Source organism: Trichococcus pasteurii (assembly GCF_900112935.1).
In the GTDB taxonomy this organism is placed as follows: domain Bacteria; phylum Bacillota; class Bacilli; order Lactobacillales; family Aerococcaceae; genus Trichococcus; species Trichococcus pasteurii.
Map to the genome: position 1 here is coordinate 1 of NZ_FONM01000011.1, position 17962 is coordinate 17962.

Annotated in this window: 18 protein-coding genes and 1 rRNA gene; 1 reads left to right on the forward strand and 18 read right to left on the reverse strand. The window is 48.6% G+C overall.

The annotated features are described in order from the left end of the window. The 14 genes from BM184_RS09840 to BM184_RS09905 all read right to left on the reverse strand — a co-directional run. Positions 1 to 191, reverse strand: a 16S ribosomal RNA gene (locus tag BM184_RS09840); the annotation flags it as partial. A 516-nt stretch (positions 192 to 707) separates the two neighbouring features. Continuing rightward, positions 708 to 1241: a peptide-methionine (S)-S-oxide reductase MsrA gene (gene msrA / locus BM184_RS09845; RefSeq protein WP_086942897.1), complete on the reverse strand. Its 534-nt coding sequence runs from the start codon at positions 1239 to 1241 to the stop codon at positions 708 to 710. An 83-nt stretch (positions 1242 to 1324) separates the two neighbouring features. Continuing rightward, on the reverse strand, positions 1325 to 2626 hold the full coding sequence (gene serS, locus BM184_RS09850; RefSeq protein WP_086942896.1) for a serine--tRNA ligase: 1302 nt from the start codon (positions 2624 to 2626) through the stop codon (positions 1325 to 1327). A gap of 386 nt (positions 2627 to 3012) precedes the next feature. Next, positions 3013 to 4356 (reverse strand): serine hydrolase, encoded by a 1344-nt coding sequence (locus BM184_RS09855; RefSeq protein ID WP_086942895.1) that lies wholly within the window; start codon positions 4354 to 4356, stop codon positions 3013 to 3015. A gap of 116 nt (positions 4357 to 4472) precedes the next feature. Next, the gene (locus tag BM184_RS09860) at positions 4473 to 5585 is read right to left on the reverse strand and encodes a sensor histidine kinase (RefSeq protein WP_086942911.1); all 1113 of its coding nucleotides are present in this window, start codon (positions 5583 to 5585) and stop codon (positions 4473 to 4475) included. Positions 5586 to 5668: 83 nt separating this feature from the next. Continuing rightward, a complete protein-coding gene (locus BM184_RS09865) occupies positions 5669 to 6361 on the reverse strand; it encodes a response regulator transcription factor (protein WP_086942894.1) in 693 nt (230 codons plus the stop codon). Positions 6362 to 6540: 179 nt separating this feature from the next. Beyond that, the gene (guaB, locus tag BM184_RS09870; protein ID WP_086942893.1) at positions 6541 to 8025 is read right to left on the reverse strand and encodes an IMP dehydrogenase; all 1485 of its coding nucleotides are present in this window, start codon (positions 8023 to 8025) and stop codon (positions 6541 to 6543) included. Positions 8026 to 8297: 272 nt separating this feature from the next. After that, complete coding sequence (locus BM184_RS09875) at positions 8298 to 8984, reverse strand: DUF1129 domain-containing protein (protein ID WP_086942892.1); 687 nt, start codon at positions 8982 to 8984, stop codon at positions 8298 to 8300. 276 nt (positions 8985 to 9260) lie between these two features. Next, complete coding sequence (ychF, locus tag BM184_RS09880; protein ID WP_086942891.1) at positions 9261 to 10361, reverse strand: redox-regulated ATPase YchF; 1101 nt, start codon at positions 10359 to 10361, stop codon at positions 9261 to 9263. Positions 10362 to 10411: 50 nt separating this feature from the next. Beyond that, positions 10412 to 10618 (reverse strand): DUF951 domain-containing protein, encoded by a 207-nt coding sequence (locus tag BM184_RS09885; protein ID WP_086628836.1) that lies wholly within the window; start codon positions 10616 to 10618, stop codon positions 10412 to 10414. A 37-nt stretch (positions 10619 to 10655) separates the two neighbouring features. Then, a complete protein-coding gene (locus BM184_RS09890; protein ID WP_086942890.1) occupies positions 10656 to 11549 on the reverse strand; it encodes a ParB/RepB/Spo0J family partition protein in 894 nt (297 codons plus the stop codon). After that, positions 11539 to 12303, reverse strand: a complete 765-nt coding sequence (locus tag BM184_RS09895; protein WP_086942889.1) for a ParA family protein — start codon at positions 12301 to 12303, stop codon at positions 11539 to 11541. The genes BM184_RS09890 and BM184_RS09895 overlap by 11 nt, the downstream gene beginning before the upstream one ends. A gap of 315 nt (positions 12304 to 12618) precedes the next feature. After that, the gene (gene rsmG, locus BM184_RS09900; RefSeq protein WP_086942910.1) at positions 12619 to 13335 is read right to left on the reverse strand and encodes a 16S rRNA (guanine(527)-N(7))-methyltransferase RsmG; all 717 of its coding nucleotides are present in this window, start codon (positions 13333 to 13335) and stop codon (positions 12619 to 12621) included. Positions 13336 to 13469: 134 nt separating this feature from the next. Next, positions 13470 to 14132, reverse strand: a complete 663-nt coding sequence (locus BM184_RS09905) for an HAD family hydrolase (RefSeq protein WP_086942888.1) — start codon at positions 14130 to 14132, stop codon at positions 13470 to 13472. Positions 14133 to 14482: 350 nt separating this feature from the next. Here BM184_RS09905 and BM184_RS09910 point away from each other — a divergent pair, with 350 nt between their 5' ends. Continuing rightward, positions 14483 to 14839 carry a GIY-YIG nuclease family protein gene (locus BM184_RS09910; RefSeq protein WP_086942887.1) on the forward strand — a complete coding sequence of 119 codons (357 nt, stop codon included), beginning with the start codon at positions 14483 to 14485 and terminating at the stop codon, positions 14837 to 14839. Positions 14840 to 14875: 36 nt separating this feature from the next. Here BM184_RS09910 and thiD read toward each other — a convergent pair whose 3' ends face one another. Genes thiD through thiM form a run of 4 tightly spaced genes read right to left on the reverse strand, consistent with a single transcriptional unit; the run spans position 14876 to position 17757 of the window. Beyond that, entirely contained in the window at positions 14876 to 15658 is a 783-nt protein-coding gene (gene thiD / locus BM184_RS09915) for a bifunctional hydroxymethylpyrimidine kinase/phosphomethylpyrimidine kinase (protein ID WP_086942886.1), read from the reverse strand. Positions 15659 to 15666: 8 nt separating this feature from the next. Further along, positions 15667 to 16308, reverse strand: a complete 642-nt coding sequence (locus BM184_RS09920) for an HAD family hydrolase (protein WP_086942885.1) — start codon at positions 16306 to 16308, stop codon at positions 15667 to 15669. Next, entirely contained in the window at positions 16305 to 16946 is a 642-nt protein-coding gene (gene thiE / locus BM184_RS09925) for a thiamine phosphate synthase (RefSeq protein ID WP_086942884.1), read from the reverse strand. Before thiE ends, BM184_RS09920 begins: the two co-directional genes overlap by 4 nt. Next, positions 16933 to 17757, reverse strand: coding sequence for a hydroxyethylthiazole kinase (thiM, locus tag BM184_RS09930; RefSeq protein WP_086942883.1), 825 nt, complete (start codon positions 17755 to 17757; stop codon positions 16933 to 16935). The genes thiE and thiM overlap by 14 nt, the downstream gene beginning before the upstream one ends. Positions 17758 to 17962 lie beyond the last annotated feature (205 nt).

Sequence of the window (17962 nt, forward strand, 5' to 3'; positions counted from 1 at the left end):
AAAACTATGCGGTATTAGCACCCGTTTCCGGATGTTATCCCCCTCTTATGGGCAGGTTACCCACGTGTTACTCACCCGTTCGCCACTATCTTCTCAGTGGAAGCAAGCTTCCATAGAAAAGACCGTTCGACTTGCATGTATTAGGCACGCCGCCAGCGTTCGTCCTGAGCCAGGATCAAACTCTCATGTAAATGTGGACTCTTGTACAGAAATCCTACATGTTAAGCTGATAGCTCTTAATTTCTTGCTGACTTTATGTTTGCGATACTAAGTATCGCCTTCGTTTGCCTCGACCGAAATCGAAGCTCCCTGCACATTTGGTTCGTTCATTCTTTGTTCAGTTTTCAAAGGTCTAATGTTTCACACGCTCTCACGTGACAACTTCTATATAATAGCACTTGCGGAACCAGTTTGTCAACAACTTTTTAAAAAATGTTATTAATGAATTGGCCGGAAAGTCCATACAGTCATCAACGGCCCGGGCTACTTTTTACGGTTTTCCGTTTGGCATGTCAACGAATAATAATCTTACTTGTTTTATAGCTTTTTGGCAAGCCTTTTTTGATTGAATGTATTTTTTTATTGCATAATGACGGCAAAAGCCCCCTGGAATAGGATAAAACATTCATTCCCAGCAAAAAAGAAGATCCATTCCAAAGTCATTTCTTCGGAATGAACCTTCTTAAATTGTAGTTTCGGAAAGTTTTCTACTTTTTCCAATGCGATTCGATATACGAATCTCTGCCTGAATGAGAACGATATCCATGATAATGCGCACTGCTTTTTTTGTAGAAATCCTGATGATATTCTTCTGCGGCATAAAACGGTTGTGCCGGTTCAATGGAAGTCACGATTGGTTTAGTGAATTTCCCGCTGTCCTGCAGTGCTTGTTTCGATGCTTCCGCTATCTCTTTTTGTTCCGGTGTGTGATAAAAAATAACCGGACGGTAAGAAGTACCGCGATCTACGAATTGACCCATGGCATCAGTGGGATCCGTCTGCTGCCAGTATACCTCCACTAAATCTTTGTACGGGAACACAGCTGGATCAAATGTGATTTGAACAGCTTCCGTATGACCGGTTGTTCCTGAGCATACTTCTTCATAAGTAGGATTATCTTTGTGTCCGCCCGTGTAGCCGGAAACGACTGATTCGATGCCAGGAAGACTATCGAACGGCTTGACCATGCACCAGAAACACCCTCCGGCAAAAGTAGCTTTTTCCAATTTTGATTCGGTCACTATCATCATTCCTTTCGTCTGCATTTTCGTCTGAAATGATTGTATCACACGCACAAAAGCTTGCTCGCATATCTTGCTTACGATCAGCGTTTGTTGCTTGCGTTCTCTTTGGTTATTTTCGTGATGCCGCCCATGTATGGCACAAGTGCTTCAGGGATCGTGACGGAACCGTCTTCGTTTTGGTAATTCTCCAGAATGGCAGTCACAGTGCGCCCGACAGCCAACCCTGAGCCATTCAACGTGTGCACGAATTCCAGTTTTCCGGTTTCTTCATTGCGGTAGCGGATTTTCGCGCGGCGGGCTTGGAATGCCTCGGTGTTTGAACAAGAGCTGATTTCCCGATAGGTATCCTGGGCAGGTATCCAGACTTCGATATCGTAAGTTTTGGCTGCAGAGAAGCCCATGTCTCCCGTGCATAACGTGATCGTACGGTGCGGCAGATTCAAGCCTCTCAGTACGGCTTCAGCATCATCCGTCATTTTTTCCAACTCTTCATAGGAAGTTTCCGGTTTGCTGAATTTCACCATCTCCACTTTATGGAACTGGTGCATCCTGATCAACCCTCTTGTGTCGCGTCCTGCGCTTCCGGCTTCAGAACGGAAAGACGGACTCATCGCTGTGAAATAGACTGGCAGATCCGCTTCATTCATGATTTCATCACGGTAATAGTTCGTCAAAGGAACTTCAGCTGTCGGGATCAGCGTGAAGTTGCGCTCATCCGTCAACTGAAAGACATCCTCTTTGAATTTAGGGAATTGTCCCGTACCGAACATGGATGCTTCATTCGCCATGTATGGCGGAATCATTTCCGTATAGCCATGCTCTTCCGTATGCAGGTCCAGCATATAATTGTAGCAAGCGCGTTCCAGGCGGGCTCCCAGGCCTTTATAGAAGACAAAACGGCTTCCGGTAACTTTAGCACCACGTTCAAAATCCAGGATGTCCAATGCCTCGGCGATGTCATAGTGGGCTTTCGGTTCGAAATCGAACGCACGAGGCGTCCCCCATCTTCTTACTTCCACGTTCTCCTCTTCGTCCGCACCGACAGGAACAGAGTCATGCGGCAGGTTAGGCAATCTTGTGGCGATGAAAGTCGTCTTCTCTTCGATTTCATTCAGTTCTTCATCCAATGCTTTGATTTTATCGCCGACTTCTTTCATTTCGGCAATCTTGTCATCCGCATTCTCCTTGTTCCGTTTCAATTGCGCAATTTCCTGGGAAACGCCATTGCGGTATTGCTTCAAGTTTTCCGTCTCAACGAGTTTTTCCCGGCGTTGCGCATCCAATTCCTTGAACGTCGCCAAATCTTCCGTTTTCACTCCGCGTGCAGCCAACTTCTCCGCAGTGGCTTCAAATCCATCCCTCAATAATTTTACATCCAACATATTGATTCCTCCTCGTTATTTGTACAAAAATAGCCACTCCATCCCTAGAACAATCTGGGACGAAATGGCTTTAACGTTCGCGGTACCACCCAACTTCAGCCAACCCCCTATACTGGGGCTGCCTGCGCTTCATTGCGTTAACGGACGGATCCGGAACAATTTAGTCAATTTCTTGTTTTCATTGTTCGCTTCATGTGGGGATTCAACAAGTGAAGGGTCAGTTCTCACCGAACCACTGACTCTCTGGGGCGCTTCACATCATTTACTGGTCACATGCATGGCTTTCTCTATTCAATTAGGCTAAGCTTCGATATCCTCATTTTACTGAACAAACCCTACGCTGTCAATAAAGCGCCGGTTTCCGATAAGCCTTCAGCTGTTCCGGATCAGTCAAAAAACCCTCCGACAAAATCGGATACCGTTTGCCAAGCTTTTCCGAACAGGTCTCCGACAACGCGGCCGCCGCGCACAAAGATATTGGCCTTCTCAACGCTGCTTGCCACTGCGACTTTGACATCCTCGGAAGTCGCTCCATCCAAGTAGCCCAACTCATCGCCCTCGACCGTCACAGCGACGGATCCGACTTCAGTTCCTTTTTCGATAGGCGCTTCGATCTCGCCATCTTCATTCAGGCTTTCTTCAGCCGGTGTGAAAACAGTTGTCAACGCCAATTCTTCTGCACCTTTTTCCGTAACGGTCACAAGGTCTTCGTTGTAGACAAGTCCGACCTCTGTCTGTTTCCCTTTGGCTACGGCAATCGGTTCTTGTGTGGAAACGGCATCGCCTTTCGCCGCTACCGTCGTCTTCTCGAAGGTCGAAAAGGCATAGTCCATCAAACGGTCGGTTTCCGTGAAACGTTTGGTGCTCTCGTCAGCACCGATGACCACGGTGATGATCCGCATATCGTCCTGGATGGCAGTCCCAGTAAAGGATGCACCGGATTCCAGTGTTGTTCCGGTCTTCAGACCGTCAACACCTTCACGGTAATAGAACATGCCAGGCAACATCAAGTTGTAGCTGTGCATCATGATTTCGTCGGACGTTCCGGCTTGAAAAGTCATTTCCGGAACGGCAGTCGTTTCCAAAACTTCAGGGTAATCATCAATCAGATGATCCGCAACCATCGCGACGCCACGCGCGGTCATTTTATTGTAGCCATCAGCCGAAGCACCTGGATAAAGATGTTCTTCCGGCATATCGCTGTTCGACAAACCTGTGGCATTATAGAGCTCGTAGTTTTCTACGCCCCACTCATCCAACTGGGCCTTCATCAGATCGACGAATTTTGCTTCCGAACCAGCCAAAGCTTCCGCCAAAGCGATCGTTGAGCCATTTGCGGAATAGATCAATGCGGATTGATACAGTTCTTCCACAGAATACGTGATGTCCTGGCGCAAAGGCACATTGGAAAAGTTATAGTTCTGGCTGACTTCATAGACGTAATCACTGACGGTGATCTGCTTGTCCCAAGTCAATTTGCCTGCTTCGATGGCTTCCAGTATCAAGTAGATGCTCAACATTTTTGTCATTGAGGCGATACCCAGCGCTTCTTCCCCGTTTTGGTTCACAAGCACTTTATCGGTTTCGTCTTCTATCACGAATGCGGCCTTCGCATCGACAGAAGGCTGTTCAGCGGCCAAGGCAACCGGTGCAGCAAACAAGCTGTTCACCAATACAGAGGCAGCCGAAATTGTTCCCATAATCATTTTTCTGTTTTTTATAGTCATCATTGTTTTTAGTTATCTCCAATCAGTCATTTCATTCAGTTGATATACCCTTCTATGTTAGCGGAAATACTGTAAAAAGACAACCAAAAAAAGGAACGTACACAGAAAGCGTACGTTCCTTATTCCTTGACAGCCGGAGTCTGTTTCAAAGGAAGGTGCAGCACGAATTTGGTTTCCGCCTCATCCGATTCCGCATAGATATATCCGCCATGGAGCGTTACGATGCTTTGGGCGATCGCCAACCCCAGCCCGGTCCCGCCTGTCTCTTTCGAACGGGAATTTTCCACCCGATAGAAGCGCCCGAACAATTCCTGCAGCGATTCTTCAGGGATGCGCTCCCCGTTATTTTTCACGGCAACAATCACCTCAGAACCTACCTTTTCGGCTTCGATGTGAACCCACGTGCCGCCATGCGCATACTTCAGGGCATTGGAAATGAGATTGTTGAAGACTCGTGCCATTTTATCGACATCCATTTCGATCATCAACGGGCTCGTCTTCATGATCACCTCAATCTCCATATGGCGTTTGCGCGATTCCAATTCATAATCGGCGACAATCTGCTCCAAAAAGTTGCCTATGTTGATCGTCTTCAACAGCAGCGGGGTCGTCGGTTGGCGCACTTTCGTGTATTCGAAAAGATCATCGACAAGCACCTTCATCTGCAGTGCCTTTGTGTAAGCGATATGGATATAACGCAAAGCATCCTCTTCACTGTTGAATTGCTTGTCCTCTATCAATCCCAAGTAGCCGATGATGGAAGTCAAAGGGGTGCGGATATCATGACTGACATTCGTGATCAGTTCATCCTTCGATTGTTCAATTTTCCGTTCCTCTTCCATCGCTTGGACCGTACTTTCCACTAGCGTGTTGATGCTGTCGACAACATCGACATAGCTGCCGGCATTGTTCGCGTCGATCCGATGATCGAAGTGCCCCGCTGCGATATAATGCAGCTCATCCAGGATATGCGTCAACTGCATCTGCTTGTATCTCCTGACCAAACGCCAACCGGTGAAGATGGCTGCAAAAATCGCCGCTATCCATTGGAAAACATCATCGTAAATGGTCAAAAATGCGTCAACTACCATCACGAATCGCCTTAAGGAGGGGATTTCCCTCAAAATCGAAGGCGGGTTCGCGACCAGTCGGTTGAACATCAGCTCCATCCCGATGTAGAGCAGATAGACGATGCCAAGCGTCAATGCCCCTTCAAAAACGAGTTCACTCATTTCTTTCTTCTTCAACTTATTAAACAAACCCGCACCCTCCCGACTCAGCGGATTTTTTCAGGCCGGCCCATATGCAGGCATGCCTATTCGCCGATTTTATAGCCTACACCCCACACTGTCTGGATGACCTTCTCGCCGCCTGTAGCCTCTTCAATTTTATCGCGAAGATGGCTCACATGCACCATTACGGTTTTGGCCGATACGATGCTTTCCTGTTGCCAGACGCGTTCAAAAATTTCATCGGCGCTGAAGACGCGATTCGGGTGGCTCGCCAATAAATGCAGGATGCCGAATTCCAGCGCGGTCAATTGGATGCTTTTCCCGTTCAGCGTCTTTACTTCATGGGAATCTTTTTTGATGACCAGCGGGCCTATTTCGATCGAGTCCACCTCTGAAGCATCTGCCTGCATAGTGGTCCGGCGCAATAGCGATTTGATGCGGGCCATTACTTCCAGTGGGTTGAACGGCTTGGAAACATAGTCGTCCGCACCCGTCGTCAGCCCTTGAATTTTATCCATATCCGTGGATTTTGCGCTCAACATCAGGATCGGGATCGGATTGTTCTGTTCCCGCAGCTCCTTCACTACCGAGATGCCGTCCTTCTTAGGCATCATCACATCCAAAATAATCAGTTGGATATCCGCATTCTCCTCAAGCTTGCGGAAGGCATCTACACCGTCATAGGCCTTTATCGGATCGTACCCTTCATTTTTGCAGTAGATGCTCAATAAATCCACGATTTCCCTGTCGTCATCGACGATCAAAACTTTATTCATATAGGACAACCCTTTCCCCAAAATATATATTTTCTCTCATCGTACCAAATTGTTTTAAATTTTTGCTTAAGGAAGCATAAAGAAATTCCGTTTTAATTATATCAGAAAGCTCCAGCAAACCGTGAACATAAGAAAAAAATGTCCGGGAACAGTGTCCCGGACATTTTGATTTCATGCGATTATCTATGGATGGAGTAGTTTGGTGCTTCTTTTGTGATTTGGATGTCATGCGGATGGGATTCGATCAACCCAGCTCCGGACATCTTGATGAATTGGGCATTCTCACGAAGCTCTTGCAAATTACCGGCTCCTACATAGCCCATACCGGAACGGACACCGCCGAGCAGTTGGAAGATGATGTCGCTGGCTGCGCCTTTATAGGCCACACGACCCTCGATGCCTTCAGGAACCATTTTCTTCGCTTCATTCACGCCGCCTTGGAAGTAGCGGTCGCTTGAGCCTTTTTCCATTGCTGCCAGACTGCCCATACCACGGTAAGTCTTGAAACGACGGCCTTGGAAGATTTCGAATTCGCCTGGAGACTCATCCGTACCTGCCAACATGCTGCCCAACATGACTGCATGTCCACCGGCAGCCATCGCTTTGACGATGTCTCCCGAATACTTGATCCCGCCGTCAGCGATGATCGCTTTGCCGTATTCTCTCGCCACGCTTGCAGCATCATAGATGGCTGTTATCTGCGGAACACCGACACCGGCTACGACACGTGTCGTACAGATGGAGCCTGGTCCGATTCCGACTTTGACTACGTCGACCCCGACGTCAAACAGTGCGCGGGTTCCTTCTGCAGTCGCTACGTTTCCGGCAATCAGGGTTGCTTCAGGGAACTGGTCGCGGATTTCTTTAATTTTACGGATAACGCCGGCGCTGTGGCCATGCGCTGTGTCGATGACGATTGCATCCGCACCGGCATCCAATAATGCTTGGGCGCGTTCAAACGTGTCACTTGTCACACCTACTGCAGCCGCAACGATCAAACGGCCGTGTGCATCTTTTGCGGAGTTGGGAAACTCGATTACTTTTTCGATATCCTTGATCGTGATCAAGCCAGCCAAACGGCCGCTTTCATCGACTAAAGGCAGTTTTTCGATTTTGTATTTTTGCAGGATGGATTCTGCGTCCTTCAAAGAGGTCCCTACAGGAGCGGTAACCAAATGTTCTTTGGTCATGACATCGCCGATCGGAACTTGGTAATCTGCAATGAAGCGCAAATCGCGGTTCGTCAAAATACCTACCAACTTGCGGTCTTCCATATCGTTGACGATAGGCACACCGCTGATGCGGTATTTGCTCATCAGATTCTCTGCTTCGGAAACCAAGTGATCAGGGGTCAGGAAGAATGGGTCGATGATGACGCCACTTTCGGAACGTTTTACTTTGTGCACTTCTTCAGCCTGCGCTTCGATGGTCATGTTTTTGTGGATGACGCCCAAGCCGCCTTGGCGAGCCATTGCGATTGCCATTGCTGCATCGGTTACTGTGTCCATACTTGCGCTTATGATAGGAATATTCAAGTGTAAATTTTTAGCTAAATCAATCGATAAATCCACATCGTTAGGTAATACATGGCTTTCAGCCGGGACTAATAATACATCATCAAAAGTAAAACCTTCTTTAGCGAATTTTGTTTCCCAATTTGACATTTTCGATGAACACTCCTTTTTATTTGTGCTGATTTTTATCATCTAAAATACCACCACCAACAACCTACGTCAAGCGCAAACCTTCGTTTATCATACAATTCTCATATAGAAGCTTTTTTTCTCGAATACTGTTGATTCGCATCTGTTGCAACGTTCGGAATTGGCGCATATGTTTGTATCCAGGGATTCATTTGCAGTTTTTTTCTGTCAATATACGAAAATAGCCGAGATACAAGTTTTTCTTTGCATCTCGGCCTCCACCACTTGACGGCCTACAAAATGCCGCCCACTATATGATATTTTTTCTTCAGATATACTTTTGCAGCAAAACCTACACCCGCGATTCCAAGGTACAACCAAGCAGGCAAAGCGATATTGATGCTGGCTGGAATAAGCATCATCGAAACAGTCATGATGAGCATCCAAAGCAGCATCGCGCCAGTCGTCGCAAAGATGTATTTTCCGAAGCCTTTTTCGCCTTTTGGCGCATCCGGATTCGGTGTGTATTTGGAGATGACGAGCATGGCGATGCCGCCCACGATAAAGTTCAGGATCAAGCTGATCAGACCCATTCCGATTACGTCTTCTCCACTGTTGGTCAGCAAGGAAATGCCTGAAATCATCGCGAAAAGAGACCCCAGCAATAAGCCGCCATCCAAAGCGATCAACCAATCTGCCGAGCGCACTTTCACTTCGTTATCTGTCGGATTGACCAGAATGTTTGATGCGCACTCAGACACTGTGCCGTATAATTGGCGGGCAGTTTTTCCGGTTTTTTGGGCTTCCAGCAATTCCCGCATCATTTTGCCGTAAATTTCCTCTCTGCGCTCCTCTTCCAAGTTTGCAGCTCTCAAGGTTCTGTCCAGCCCAAGCATGTATTGTTCATTTCTTTTGGTCAAACTCTGCCACAACGCTTTGTTTTCGACCTTCATTTGTTCAACGCTTTTCGTTTCTTCCAATGATAAATCCTCCCTTGATTACATGCGGCATACTTGTAGTTGAATTCTGAAATGCAGGGGATTCCGCCTAAGCTGACATTACGTCACGGCCAAACTGCGGCCGTTCTCGTAATGTCCTCTTAGTGCTCATCCCCTCCCGCATTTCATCGTATCCTTTAGTTGAGTTCTGATTCGCAGATACCGCTCCCGTTTCACACCCAGCGTAGTGAACAAAAGAGGTTCACTTCGCTGGGTGCTCCAACGTCCGGGTATCTAAACGCGAATCATCACATCCTGTTATACGTTGAATCGGAATTCCATTACGTCGCCGTCTTGGACTACGTAGTCTTTTCCTTCAAGTCTGACTCTTCCTGCTTCTTTGGCGGCTTGCATGCTGCCGTAAGCCAACAGGTCAGCGTAGGAAACTGTTTCGGCACGGATGAAGCCGCGTTCGAAGTCGGAATGGATAATGCCGGCTGTCTGTGGTGCTTTCATTCCCAGCTTGAATGTCCAGGCACGGACTTCTTTTTCGCCTGCCGTGAAGTATGTTCCCAAGCCGAGCAAAGTGTAGGCTTTACGGATCAGTTGATCCAGTCCGGATTCTTTGATACCGAGCTCCGCCAGGAACTCAGCTTTTTCTTCATCATCCAATTCCGCCACTTCTTCTTCGATACGGGCGCACACAGTAACGACCTCTGCGCCTTCTGTCGCCGCAAAATCACGGACAGCTTGAACCATTTCATTGTCTCCGCCGGCTATTACGTCCTCTTCGGAGATGTTTGCGACATACAGAACAGGCTTTGTCGTCAAAAGGAACAGGCTTTTCACAAGCGGTTCTTCCTCGGGTGTGAACTCGATTGTGCGTGCGGATTTGCCTTCTTCAAGTGTCTTCTTGATCTTATCCAGGATCTCCAGTTCGCGGACAGCATCTTTGTCCTTTGTGCGGGCAATTTTGCTGATGCGTGTGTAGCGTTTCTCGATGGACTCCAAGTCCGCAAAAATCAGTTCCAAGTTGATGGTTTCGACATCATCCAACGGATCCACTTTACCGCTGACGTGTGTGATGTTATCGTCTTCGAAACAACGCACAACATGACAGATGGCATCCACTTGGCGGATGTTGGCCAAGAATTTGTTCCCTAGCCCCTCCCCTTTGCTGGCGCCTTTTACGATTCCGGCGATATCCGTGAATTCAAAAGTTGTCGGGACTGTTTTTTTGGGTTTCACCAATTCTGTTAATTTATTCAAACGTTCATCGGGAACTTCGACTACTCCGACATTTGGGTCGATCGTCGCGAATGGATAGTTTGCGGCTTCCACTCCCGCTTTGGTGATGGCGTTGAATAAAGTGGATTTACCGACGTTCGGTAATCCTACGATTCCTGCTGTTAATGACATTTCTTCACACTCTTTCCACTTATATTACTTATATTTGTTCATTAAAAGACCTATTCGACAGTTTCTTCTGCCTTAGTCAGTACTTTTTTCATTTTCTTCTCGAATTCGCGGCGCGGCATCATGACCATCTGCCCGCATTTCAGGCATTTGATACGGATGTCCATACCCATTCGGATGATTTCCCATGAGTTGTTTTTGCAGGGATGCGGTTTTTTCATTTCCACCACATCATGCAATCCATAATCTTGTTGTACCAAGGCTAGCTGCACCTCTTTCTGATGTCTTCGTCTCTTCTTAATCGTCCAGGGAAATTTGCAGGATATCCAAAATCCGGGTCAGGTCGGCTGGAGAAAGGTATTCGATTTCGATTTTGCCTTTTTCGCCCTTGCTGGATATCTGTACGGATGTCCCGAATTTGTCCATCAAACGTTCTTCGCTCTCTTTGATGTATACCGGTTTCGTTTCTTTTTTCTTCTTGTTTTTCTTTTTGGCGACATCACCTGGATTGTTCAGTTGTTGGACCAGTAATTCCAGATGTCGGACCGTGATGCCCTCTTCGGCAGCACGTTTCGCCAATTCGCTGATCAACGATTCATCGTTCAACCCCAAAAGCGTACGGGCTTGCCCCATGGAGATCAATCCCTCTTGCAGCATCCGTTTGACGTCCTGCGGCAGATTCAGCAAGCGCAGGTGGTTGGCGATGTACGGACGGCTCTTGCCTAATCTTTGGGCTACATCCACTTGCGTAAGATTCAGCTTGTTCATCAAGGTTTGATAGCCTTCCGCCTCTTCCAGCGGAGTCAGGTCTTCACGCTGCAAATTTTCCAAAATGGCGACTTCTATCATTGCCGTTTCGTCAAATTCACGGACGATTGCCGGGATTGTTGTTTTGCCGGCCAAACGGGACGCGCGGACGCGGCGTTCGCCTGCAATGATTTCATAGCCTTTCACGCTGGATTGGCGCAGAATGACCGGCTGGATGACGCCGTTCAGCAGGATCGAGTCCGCCAATTCCCGCAAAGTCGAGTCGTCGAAGGTTTTCCGCGGCTGATAAGGGTTGGGGCGGATTTCGTCTAAAGGGATCTCCTGTACCTTTTCTGTTTTTTCATCGATCTTCTCGATATCTTCAAAGTTGCTGAAGAGCGCGTCGATGCCGCGTCCAAGCCCTTTGCTGTTTTTATTCGCCATCTGCTAACACTTCCTTTGCCAACTCAAGATAAACTTCCGCTCCTTTTGAACGGATATCATAGTCAACGATTGATTGTCCATAGCTTGGCGCTTCGGATAAACGGACATTTCGCGGAATGATTGTCTTGTATACTTTTTCTTTGAAATACTTTTTGACCTCATCAACGACTTCGAAGCCGAGGTTGGTCCGGGCATCCAGCATCGTCAATAATACCCCTTCCAATTTCAGGTCCTTATTGAAATGCTTCTGAACCAAGCGGAAGGTGTTCAACAGTTGACTCAACCCTTCCAAGGCATAGTATTCGCACTGGACCGGAATCAAAACCGAATCACTGGCAGTGAAGGCATTGATCGTCAAATGGCCCAAAGATGGCGGGCAGTCGATGAAAATGAAGTCGTATTCCTCACGCAAAGACTGCACTGCCTCATAAAGGCGCGCTTCCCGATGCGGCTGATTCGTCAATTCGATCTCGGCCCCTGCCAATTGGATGGTTGCAGGCACGACCCATAAATTTTCCCGCGAGGATTCTCTGATGACATTCTCGATGGGTTCTTGGTTCACTAATACATCATATATATCTTTTTCAACATCTGCTTTTGAAATGCCGAGTCCGCTGGTGGCGTTCCCTTGGGCATCACTATCTATCAATAAAACTTTTTTGCCTAAGTAGGCCAAAGAAGCTGCTAAATTGACGGTGGTCGTCGTTTTTCCGACGCCGCCTTTCTGATTTGCGACTGCAATAATCCGTGCCATCTATTCTCCTCCACTTTCTGTCGTTCACTTGAAGCTGTTGTAGCGCTGTTCCACTTTTTTGCCTAAAAAAAGAGAAAAAACGATACCTGCGCCTTTTCTCCTACGCATTTCTTCAAAATGAATCATCATTTATCGCTCAGTATGTCTATTTATAAAAAAGGCTATAACTTTACCAGACTATTGTAACAAAAAAATTTGGAAAAATATAGGATAGATAAAACCGATGCCGTAAAATCGCTTTATGATTGCACCTTAAACCCAAAAAGCCCGGCCTGCCTGCAAAGAAGCAGACGGTCGGGCCGTTCCTTTTCCGATTTACAATGGATTTTTGTTCGGTGTCCCGGCTTTTCTCGGGTAGGCCTTCGGTGTTTCTTTCGTTTTCTTGATCTTCACGATATGGCGTTCGCCTGCATCATTCGGCAGTTCAAAAAAGATATCTTCTTCGAGTTTGCCGCCCAGAGTTGCGATGGCGCGCTCTGCATCGCGGAGCTCCTCTTCCGTGCTGGCCGCTTTCATCGCGACGAAAGTACCGCCCTTTTTGGCCAAAGGCAGACACAGTTCGCTCAGGACGCTCAAGCGCGCGACCGCACGCGCCGTCACCACATCGAATTGGGCGCGGAATTTCTTGTTCTGCCCAAAGGTTTCCGCACGATCATGGAAACAGGAAACCCCCGTCAAACCTAATTCGGCAACCAGAGTCTGCAGGAAGGTGATCCGTTTGTTCAGTGAGTCCACGATCGTCACCTTCAATTTCGGGAACGCAATCTTGAGGGGGATGCTCGGGAAACCGGCGCCGGCGCCGACATCGCAAAGCGTGACTTCTTCTTCAGTGAAATCCATGTGGAAGCCCAGCGAAATGGAGTCATAGAAATGCTTCAGATAGACTTCATCCGGCTCCGTGATGGCCGTCAGGTTGATTTTTTCGTTCCATTCGCGCAATAGGCGCAAATATGTGGCGTATTGTTCGAGTTGCGTTTCATTCAAAAGGATCCCTTTTTCGGCAAGGGCCTCGGCAAATTGTTCTGGATTCATAATGTTTCCTTTCATCGTTGGCTTCGTCTGTTTTTCTACATCTCTACTTTATCCTGAAAGAGCGGTCTGTACAAGGGCTAAATCAACTTTAAAGCCGCCATCCCGAATAAAGGACAGCGGCTTTTTCAATCTATTTAATCATCCAACAAACTTGCGATAATGATTTCCAGTTCAACGAAGGAGTTGGCGATACGATCGGGATTTTCCGCGCGCAAGGTTTGGGCGGAACTTCCTCCCCAGGTGATGCCGACTGTCTTTATGCCAGCCATTTTGCCCATCTGCATATCATAGATGGTGTCACCGATCATGACGGTTTCTTCTTTCGCCATCGGGATTTTCTCCCAGGCGGTGAAGATGCCTTCAGGATTCGGTTTATGCTGGTTCATGTTATCCAATCCGATGACCACTTCCATCAGATCCAGCAGATCCACTGCAGCAAGGCTGCGCAACAAAGCTTTGGTTGCCTTGTTGGAAATCACGCCCAGACGGTGTCCGTTCCCTTTCAGTTCCATTAAGGACTCCCGCGATAAATCGTATGGTTCCAACAGCATATTTTCATATTTTTCGTATTTGTTCCAAAAAACTTCCATCAGCTTGTCCAGTTCGACCGGAGAGAGTGCGTACTGCTTCAGATAGCCGATAAACTTCACAAAATGGGGCTTCCCTCTATCCTCACGCAGTTGCTCAGGGGTTGGAACGGGATAGCCGAAATGTTCAAATGTATCCATTGTAGCCATTTCGCTAATTTTGCATGTTTCAGCCAAGGTACCGTCAAAATCGAATAATAGTAATCCCATCTTCCATCTTCCCTTCGATCGCAAATATGAACCGGATGCGGACAACAGAGGTGTAACCTACTATTACGCAAGGACTCAAAATTCCGAATGTTCACTATAATCAAAATTATAGCAAACAAAAACGACAGAATAATGAGGTTTTATTTAGAATTTGGAAAGAATTCCCTAGTTTTCACCACCCCTAAACCACTCATTACCGAACGTTAGGAGATAGACTATTTATTAACGTACTGATTTTACCCATCCAACTTTTACACGTTGTGGTCTCCATCTTTGGACAGGGGCAATTGACGGAATATCAAAATTTGCGTATGCTTTTGAGTAAACCCAGAAAGAGAGTTGGAAGCGAAATGGCACAGAAAAAAGAACTGCGGCGCCAATTTGAAGAGATGCCTATTGAAGCCGGCATCTACGAAGTACAGAATACGGAAAATCAAAAGATTTTCATCGGAAAAACCCCGAACCTGAAGACTTTGAATGGTATGAAACATATTTTGAATATGGGGGCGAACAACAATAAGGAGCTCCAAGCTGATTGGAACCACTTTGGGCAGGAAGCCTTCACCTTTACGATTTTGGAAGTACTGGCAAAGAACGACGACCCTTCTTTCAATGAGAAGAAGGCCTTGGAACAACTGGAGGAAAAATGGCTGAGCGACAAGCAACCTTTCGGAGAACGCGGCTACAACCGCAGAACCAAAGCCTAAAAAAGAAAACAAGCGCAATTGCGCCTGTTTTCTTTTTTAGTTGATGCGGTAAGCATGATTAAGCGGTCCGCTGCCTTTGCCCAAATCCATTCCGTCACGGAGTGCTCCGGTGATGTAGGCTTTGGCTTGGCGGATGCTCTCTTCCATTCCGTGACCTAAAGCCAAGTTGGCGGCTATGGCAGAGGAAAGTGTGCAGCCGGTGCCGTGCGTATTCGGATTTTCGATCCGCTCCGATTCGAACCAACTCGCTTTTCCATCCATAAAGAGCAGATCGTCGGCGCTGTCCTTCAGATGGCCGCCCTTCAGAAGCACGCTGGTTCCCGCTGCTGAAGCGATACGGTCCGCTGCAGCCAGCATATCTGCCTTCGTCCCGATCTTGACTCCGCTCAGCACCTCTCCTTCCGGCACATTCGGAGTGATCACATCAGCCAACGGCAACAAGAGCATCCGCAAAGCCTGGCTGGCATCGTCCTGCATCAGGCTGCTGCCGCTTGTGGCCACCATGACCGGGTCCACGACGATATTCTCCGCTTTGTGTTCGATCAGTTTCTCCGCGATGACTTTGATGATTGCGGCATTCGACACCATGCCGATCTTCACCGCATCCGGCCGGATATCCTTGAAGACGCAATCCAGTTGTTGCGCCACAAATTCAGGCGTCACTTCCATGATCCCGACCACGCCTGTCGTGTTCTGTGCCGTCAGCGCCGTGATCACGCTCATCCCATAGACTTTATGCGCCATCATCGTCTTCAGGTCCGCTTGGATCCCCGCTCCGCCGCTGCTGTCCGAACCGGCGATCGTCAATACTGTTTTCATGTTTTTGCTCATCCTTTCCAATCCGAAAATGAATAGATATACTGTTCCGTCAGTGCTTCGATGCGCTCCCTATCCTGTGCCGCCGTTTCGTCGTAGACGCCGACCACCCGGAAGCCGGCTGCCGTTGCCGTTTCGATGGCATGCAGGGCATCCTCAAAGACGACAGTCTTCGTGAGGGGAGCCCCAAGATGCTCGAGCGCCCGCTGGTAAATGAGCGGATTATCTTTGCCAGCCCGTACTTCGCTGCTGGTCAGGACGGTACTGAAATATCTCCGGATATCTAAGCGCTCCAAGGCACTCTCGGCCAAATGCCTTTCGGTCGCCGTGGCGATGCACATCTTCACATTCTGCTCCTGCAATGTCTGCAGATATTCCGCTGCACCGGCTTTAAGCGGGACTTCGTAGCGGTAAAGACCCGAAATCAGCGTCTCGATTTCCGTAAGGATCGTCGCTTCGGTTTCATGCAATCCGTATGCTGCACGAAAATGTTGTGCGGCCTGCGTGAGGCTCATCGTCTTCAAGGCATCCTGCAATCCAGGAGCTGGCTGAACCTTTTTCTGAAGCAAATAATTTTCTCCCAATCCTTGCCAAATCGGCATGGAATCCAACAGCGTCCCGTCCAGATCGAAGATGGCTGCTTCCAGTTTCATGGCTGCACCATCGCTTCGGCTAACGGGCGCAGTTTCTTCACTGCCGCGGTTATGTCAGGCTGCGCAAAGATGGCGGATACGACGGCAACCCCATCGATGCCGCTGCCCTTCAGATTGGGGATATTCCCTTCAGAGATGCCTCCGATCCCCACAACGGGTATGCTTACCGCCTGGCAAATCTGTTGCAGCGTCTCGATCGATAGCGTGTTGACATCCGGCTTCGTCGCTGTACCGTAGATGGCACCAACGCCCAGATAATCGGCCCCGTTCCGTTCCGCCGCCAGCGCTTCTTTGACGGAATGGGCAGAAACACCAAGGATTTTCCCCTCGCCGATCCGACTGCGGACATCTCCCGCCTGCATATCGCTCTGCCCCACGTGGACGCCATCCGCATCCAGCGCCAAGGCCACATCGACCGCATCATTGATGATGAAAGGAACGCGGTGGCGTTTGGCCACGGCCTGCAGTTCCTTTCCCAAGGAGACAAAGGCATCAAAATCCAGTTCTTTTTCGCGCAGTTGCACAACAGTAACGCCTGCTTGGATGGCTTCTTCGAGCTGTTCCGCCAAGGATGCGTTCCCCAGCCATTGCCGATCGGTCACTGCGTAAAGCAGCAAATCATTCTTATCTACTCTCAATTTTAGCGCCCCCTTCCAATGTTTCGGCCGACATCTTGCTGATTTCATCGATGATGTAGCTGCGGTAGGATGACGTCCCTGCGGCATTGCTTATCATCCTTTCGTAAGCCAGCTCGCCGCTGACTCCCATCAGGCATATCGCTGCCGCCGTGGCATCCAGCAACTGCTCCGGGTTCGCTCCGCAATAGGCTGCAATCACTGCCGACAGCATGCATCCAGTTCCGGACACCTTCGCCATCTGCGGGTGTCCGTTGCGGATGATGTAGGCTTTGTCCCGGTCCGCGACGATATCGATCGCTCCGGTGATCGCGACGACCGCATCATTCCGGTCGGCCAATCGTTTGGCGAACATGACCGTTGCCTCGAGCGTCTCCTCGGTCACGGCATCGCTGATGTCGGCATCGACGCCTTTCGTTGTGCCGCTGCCGGAATGGATCGTCTTCATTTCCGAAATGTTCCCTTTGATCACGGTGAAGGCAATTTCCTCCAGCAATCTGAATGTCGCTTCGGTCCTGAAAGGGGAGGCCCCCGCACCGACCGGATCCAAAACAACGGGATGGGAGAGCGCATTGGCTTGGCGCCCCGCCAGCAGCATGGACTCCACAGCTCGGCTGTTCAGGGTACCGATATTCAGATTCAGGGCGGTGCAGATGCTTGTGATGTCCGCGACTTCCTCGGGGGCATCCGCCATGATCGGGGACCCTCCGGCTGCCAAGAGGACATTGGCGACATCATTCACGGTGACATAATTGGTGATGCAGTGGACCAACGGCGTCTGTTGCTGTACATTTTCGAATAGCGTTTTGAACATGGGGTACCTCCAAATAGTTTGTTTGATACGACGACAAAAAAAGCGGGAAATGTCCGAATAGGCATTTCCCGCTGAATAGAATCATTCAATGTTATTTCCCTACGTTGGCATTATCCAAATCAGGTAATCGGTCGAAGTTGATTACTTCCTCTCAGCCTGCTGACACAAGCTCCCTTTTTTCGTATGTAATTGTGTAACTATCTTA

Coding starts and splice junctions, on each gene's coding strand:
- rsmG (WP_086942910.1), bottom strand. CDS start 13,335: ATGAATCCAGAACAATTTGCCGAGGCCCTTGCCGAAAAAGGGATCCTT.
- guaB (WP_086942893.1), bottom strand. CDS start 8,025: ATGTCAAATTGGGAAACAAAATTCGCTAAAGAAGGTTTTACTTTTGAT.
- BM184_RS09855 (WP_086942895.1), bottom strand. CDS start 4,356: ATGATGACTATAAAAAACAGAAAAATGATTATGGGAACAATTTCGGCT.
- BM184_RS09895 (WP_086942889.1), bottom strand. CDS start 12,303: ATGGCACGGATTATTGCAGTCGCAAATCAGAAAGGCGGCGTCGGAAAA.
- BM184_RS09890 (WP_086942890.1), bottom strand. CDS start 11,549: ATGGCGAATAAAAACAGCAAAGGGCTTGGACGCGGCATCGACGCGCTC.
- thiD (WP_086942886.1), bottom strand. CDS start 15,658: ATGAAAACAGTATTGACGATCGCCGGTTCGGACAGCAGCGGCGGAGCG.
- ychF (WP_086942891.1), bottom strand. CDS start 10,361: ATGTCATTAACAGCAGGAATCGTAGGATTACCGAACGTCGGTAAATCC.
- BM184_RS09910 (WP_086942887.1), top strand. CDS start 14,483: ATGGCACAGAAAAAAGAACTGCGGCGCCAATTTGAAGAGATGCCTATT.
- serS (WP_086942896.1), bottom strand. CDS start 2,626: ATGTTGGATGTAAAATTATTGAGGGATGGATTTGAAGCCACTGCGGAG.
- BM184_RS09920 (WP_086942885.1), bottom strand. CDS start 16,308: ATGAAACTGGAAGCAGCCATCTTCGATCTGGACGGGACGCTGTTGGAT.
- thiM (WP_086942883.1), bottom strand. CDS start 17,757: ATGTTCAAAACGCTATTCGAAAATGTACAGCAACAGACGCCGTTGGTC.
- BM184_RS09905 (WP_086942888.1), bottom strand. CDS start 14,132: ATGGGATTACTATTATTCGATTTTGACGGTACCTTGGCTGAAACATGC.
- BM184_RS09865 (WP_086942894.1), bottom strand. CDS start 6,361: ATGAATAAAGTTTTGATCGTCGATGACGACAGGGAAATCGTGGATTTA.
- BM184_RS09860 (WP_086942911.1), bottom strand. CDS start 5,585: ATGAGTGAACTCGTTTTTGAAGGGGCATTGACGCTTGGCATCGTCTAT.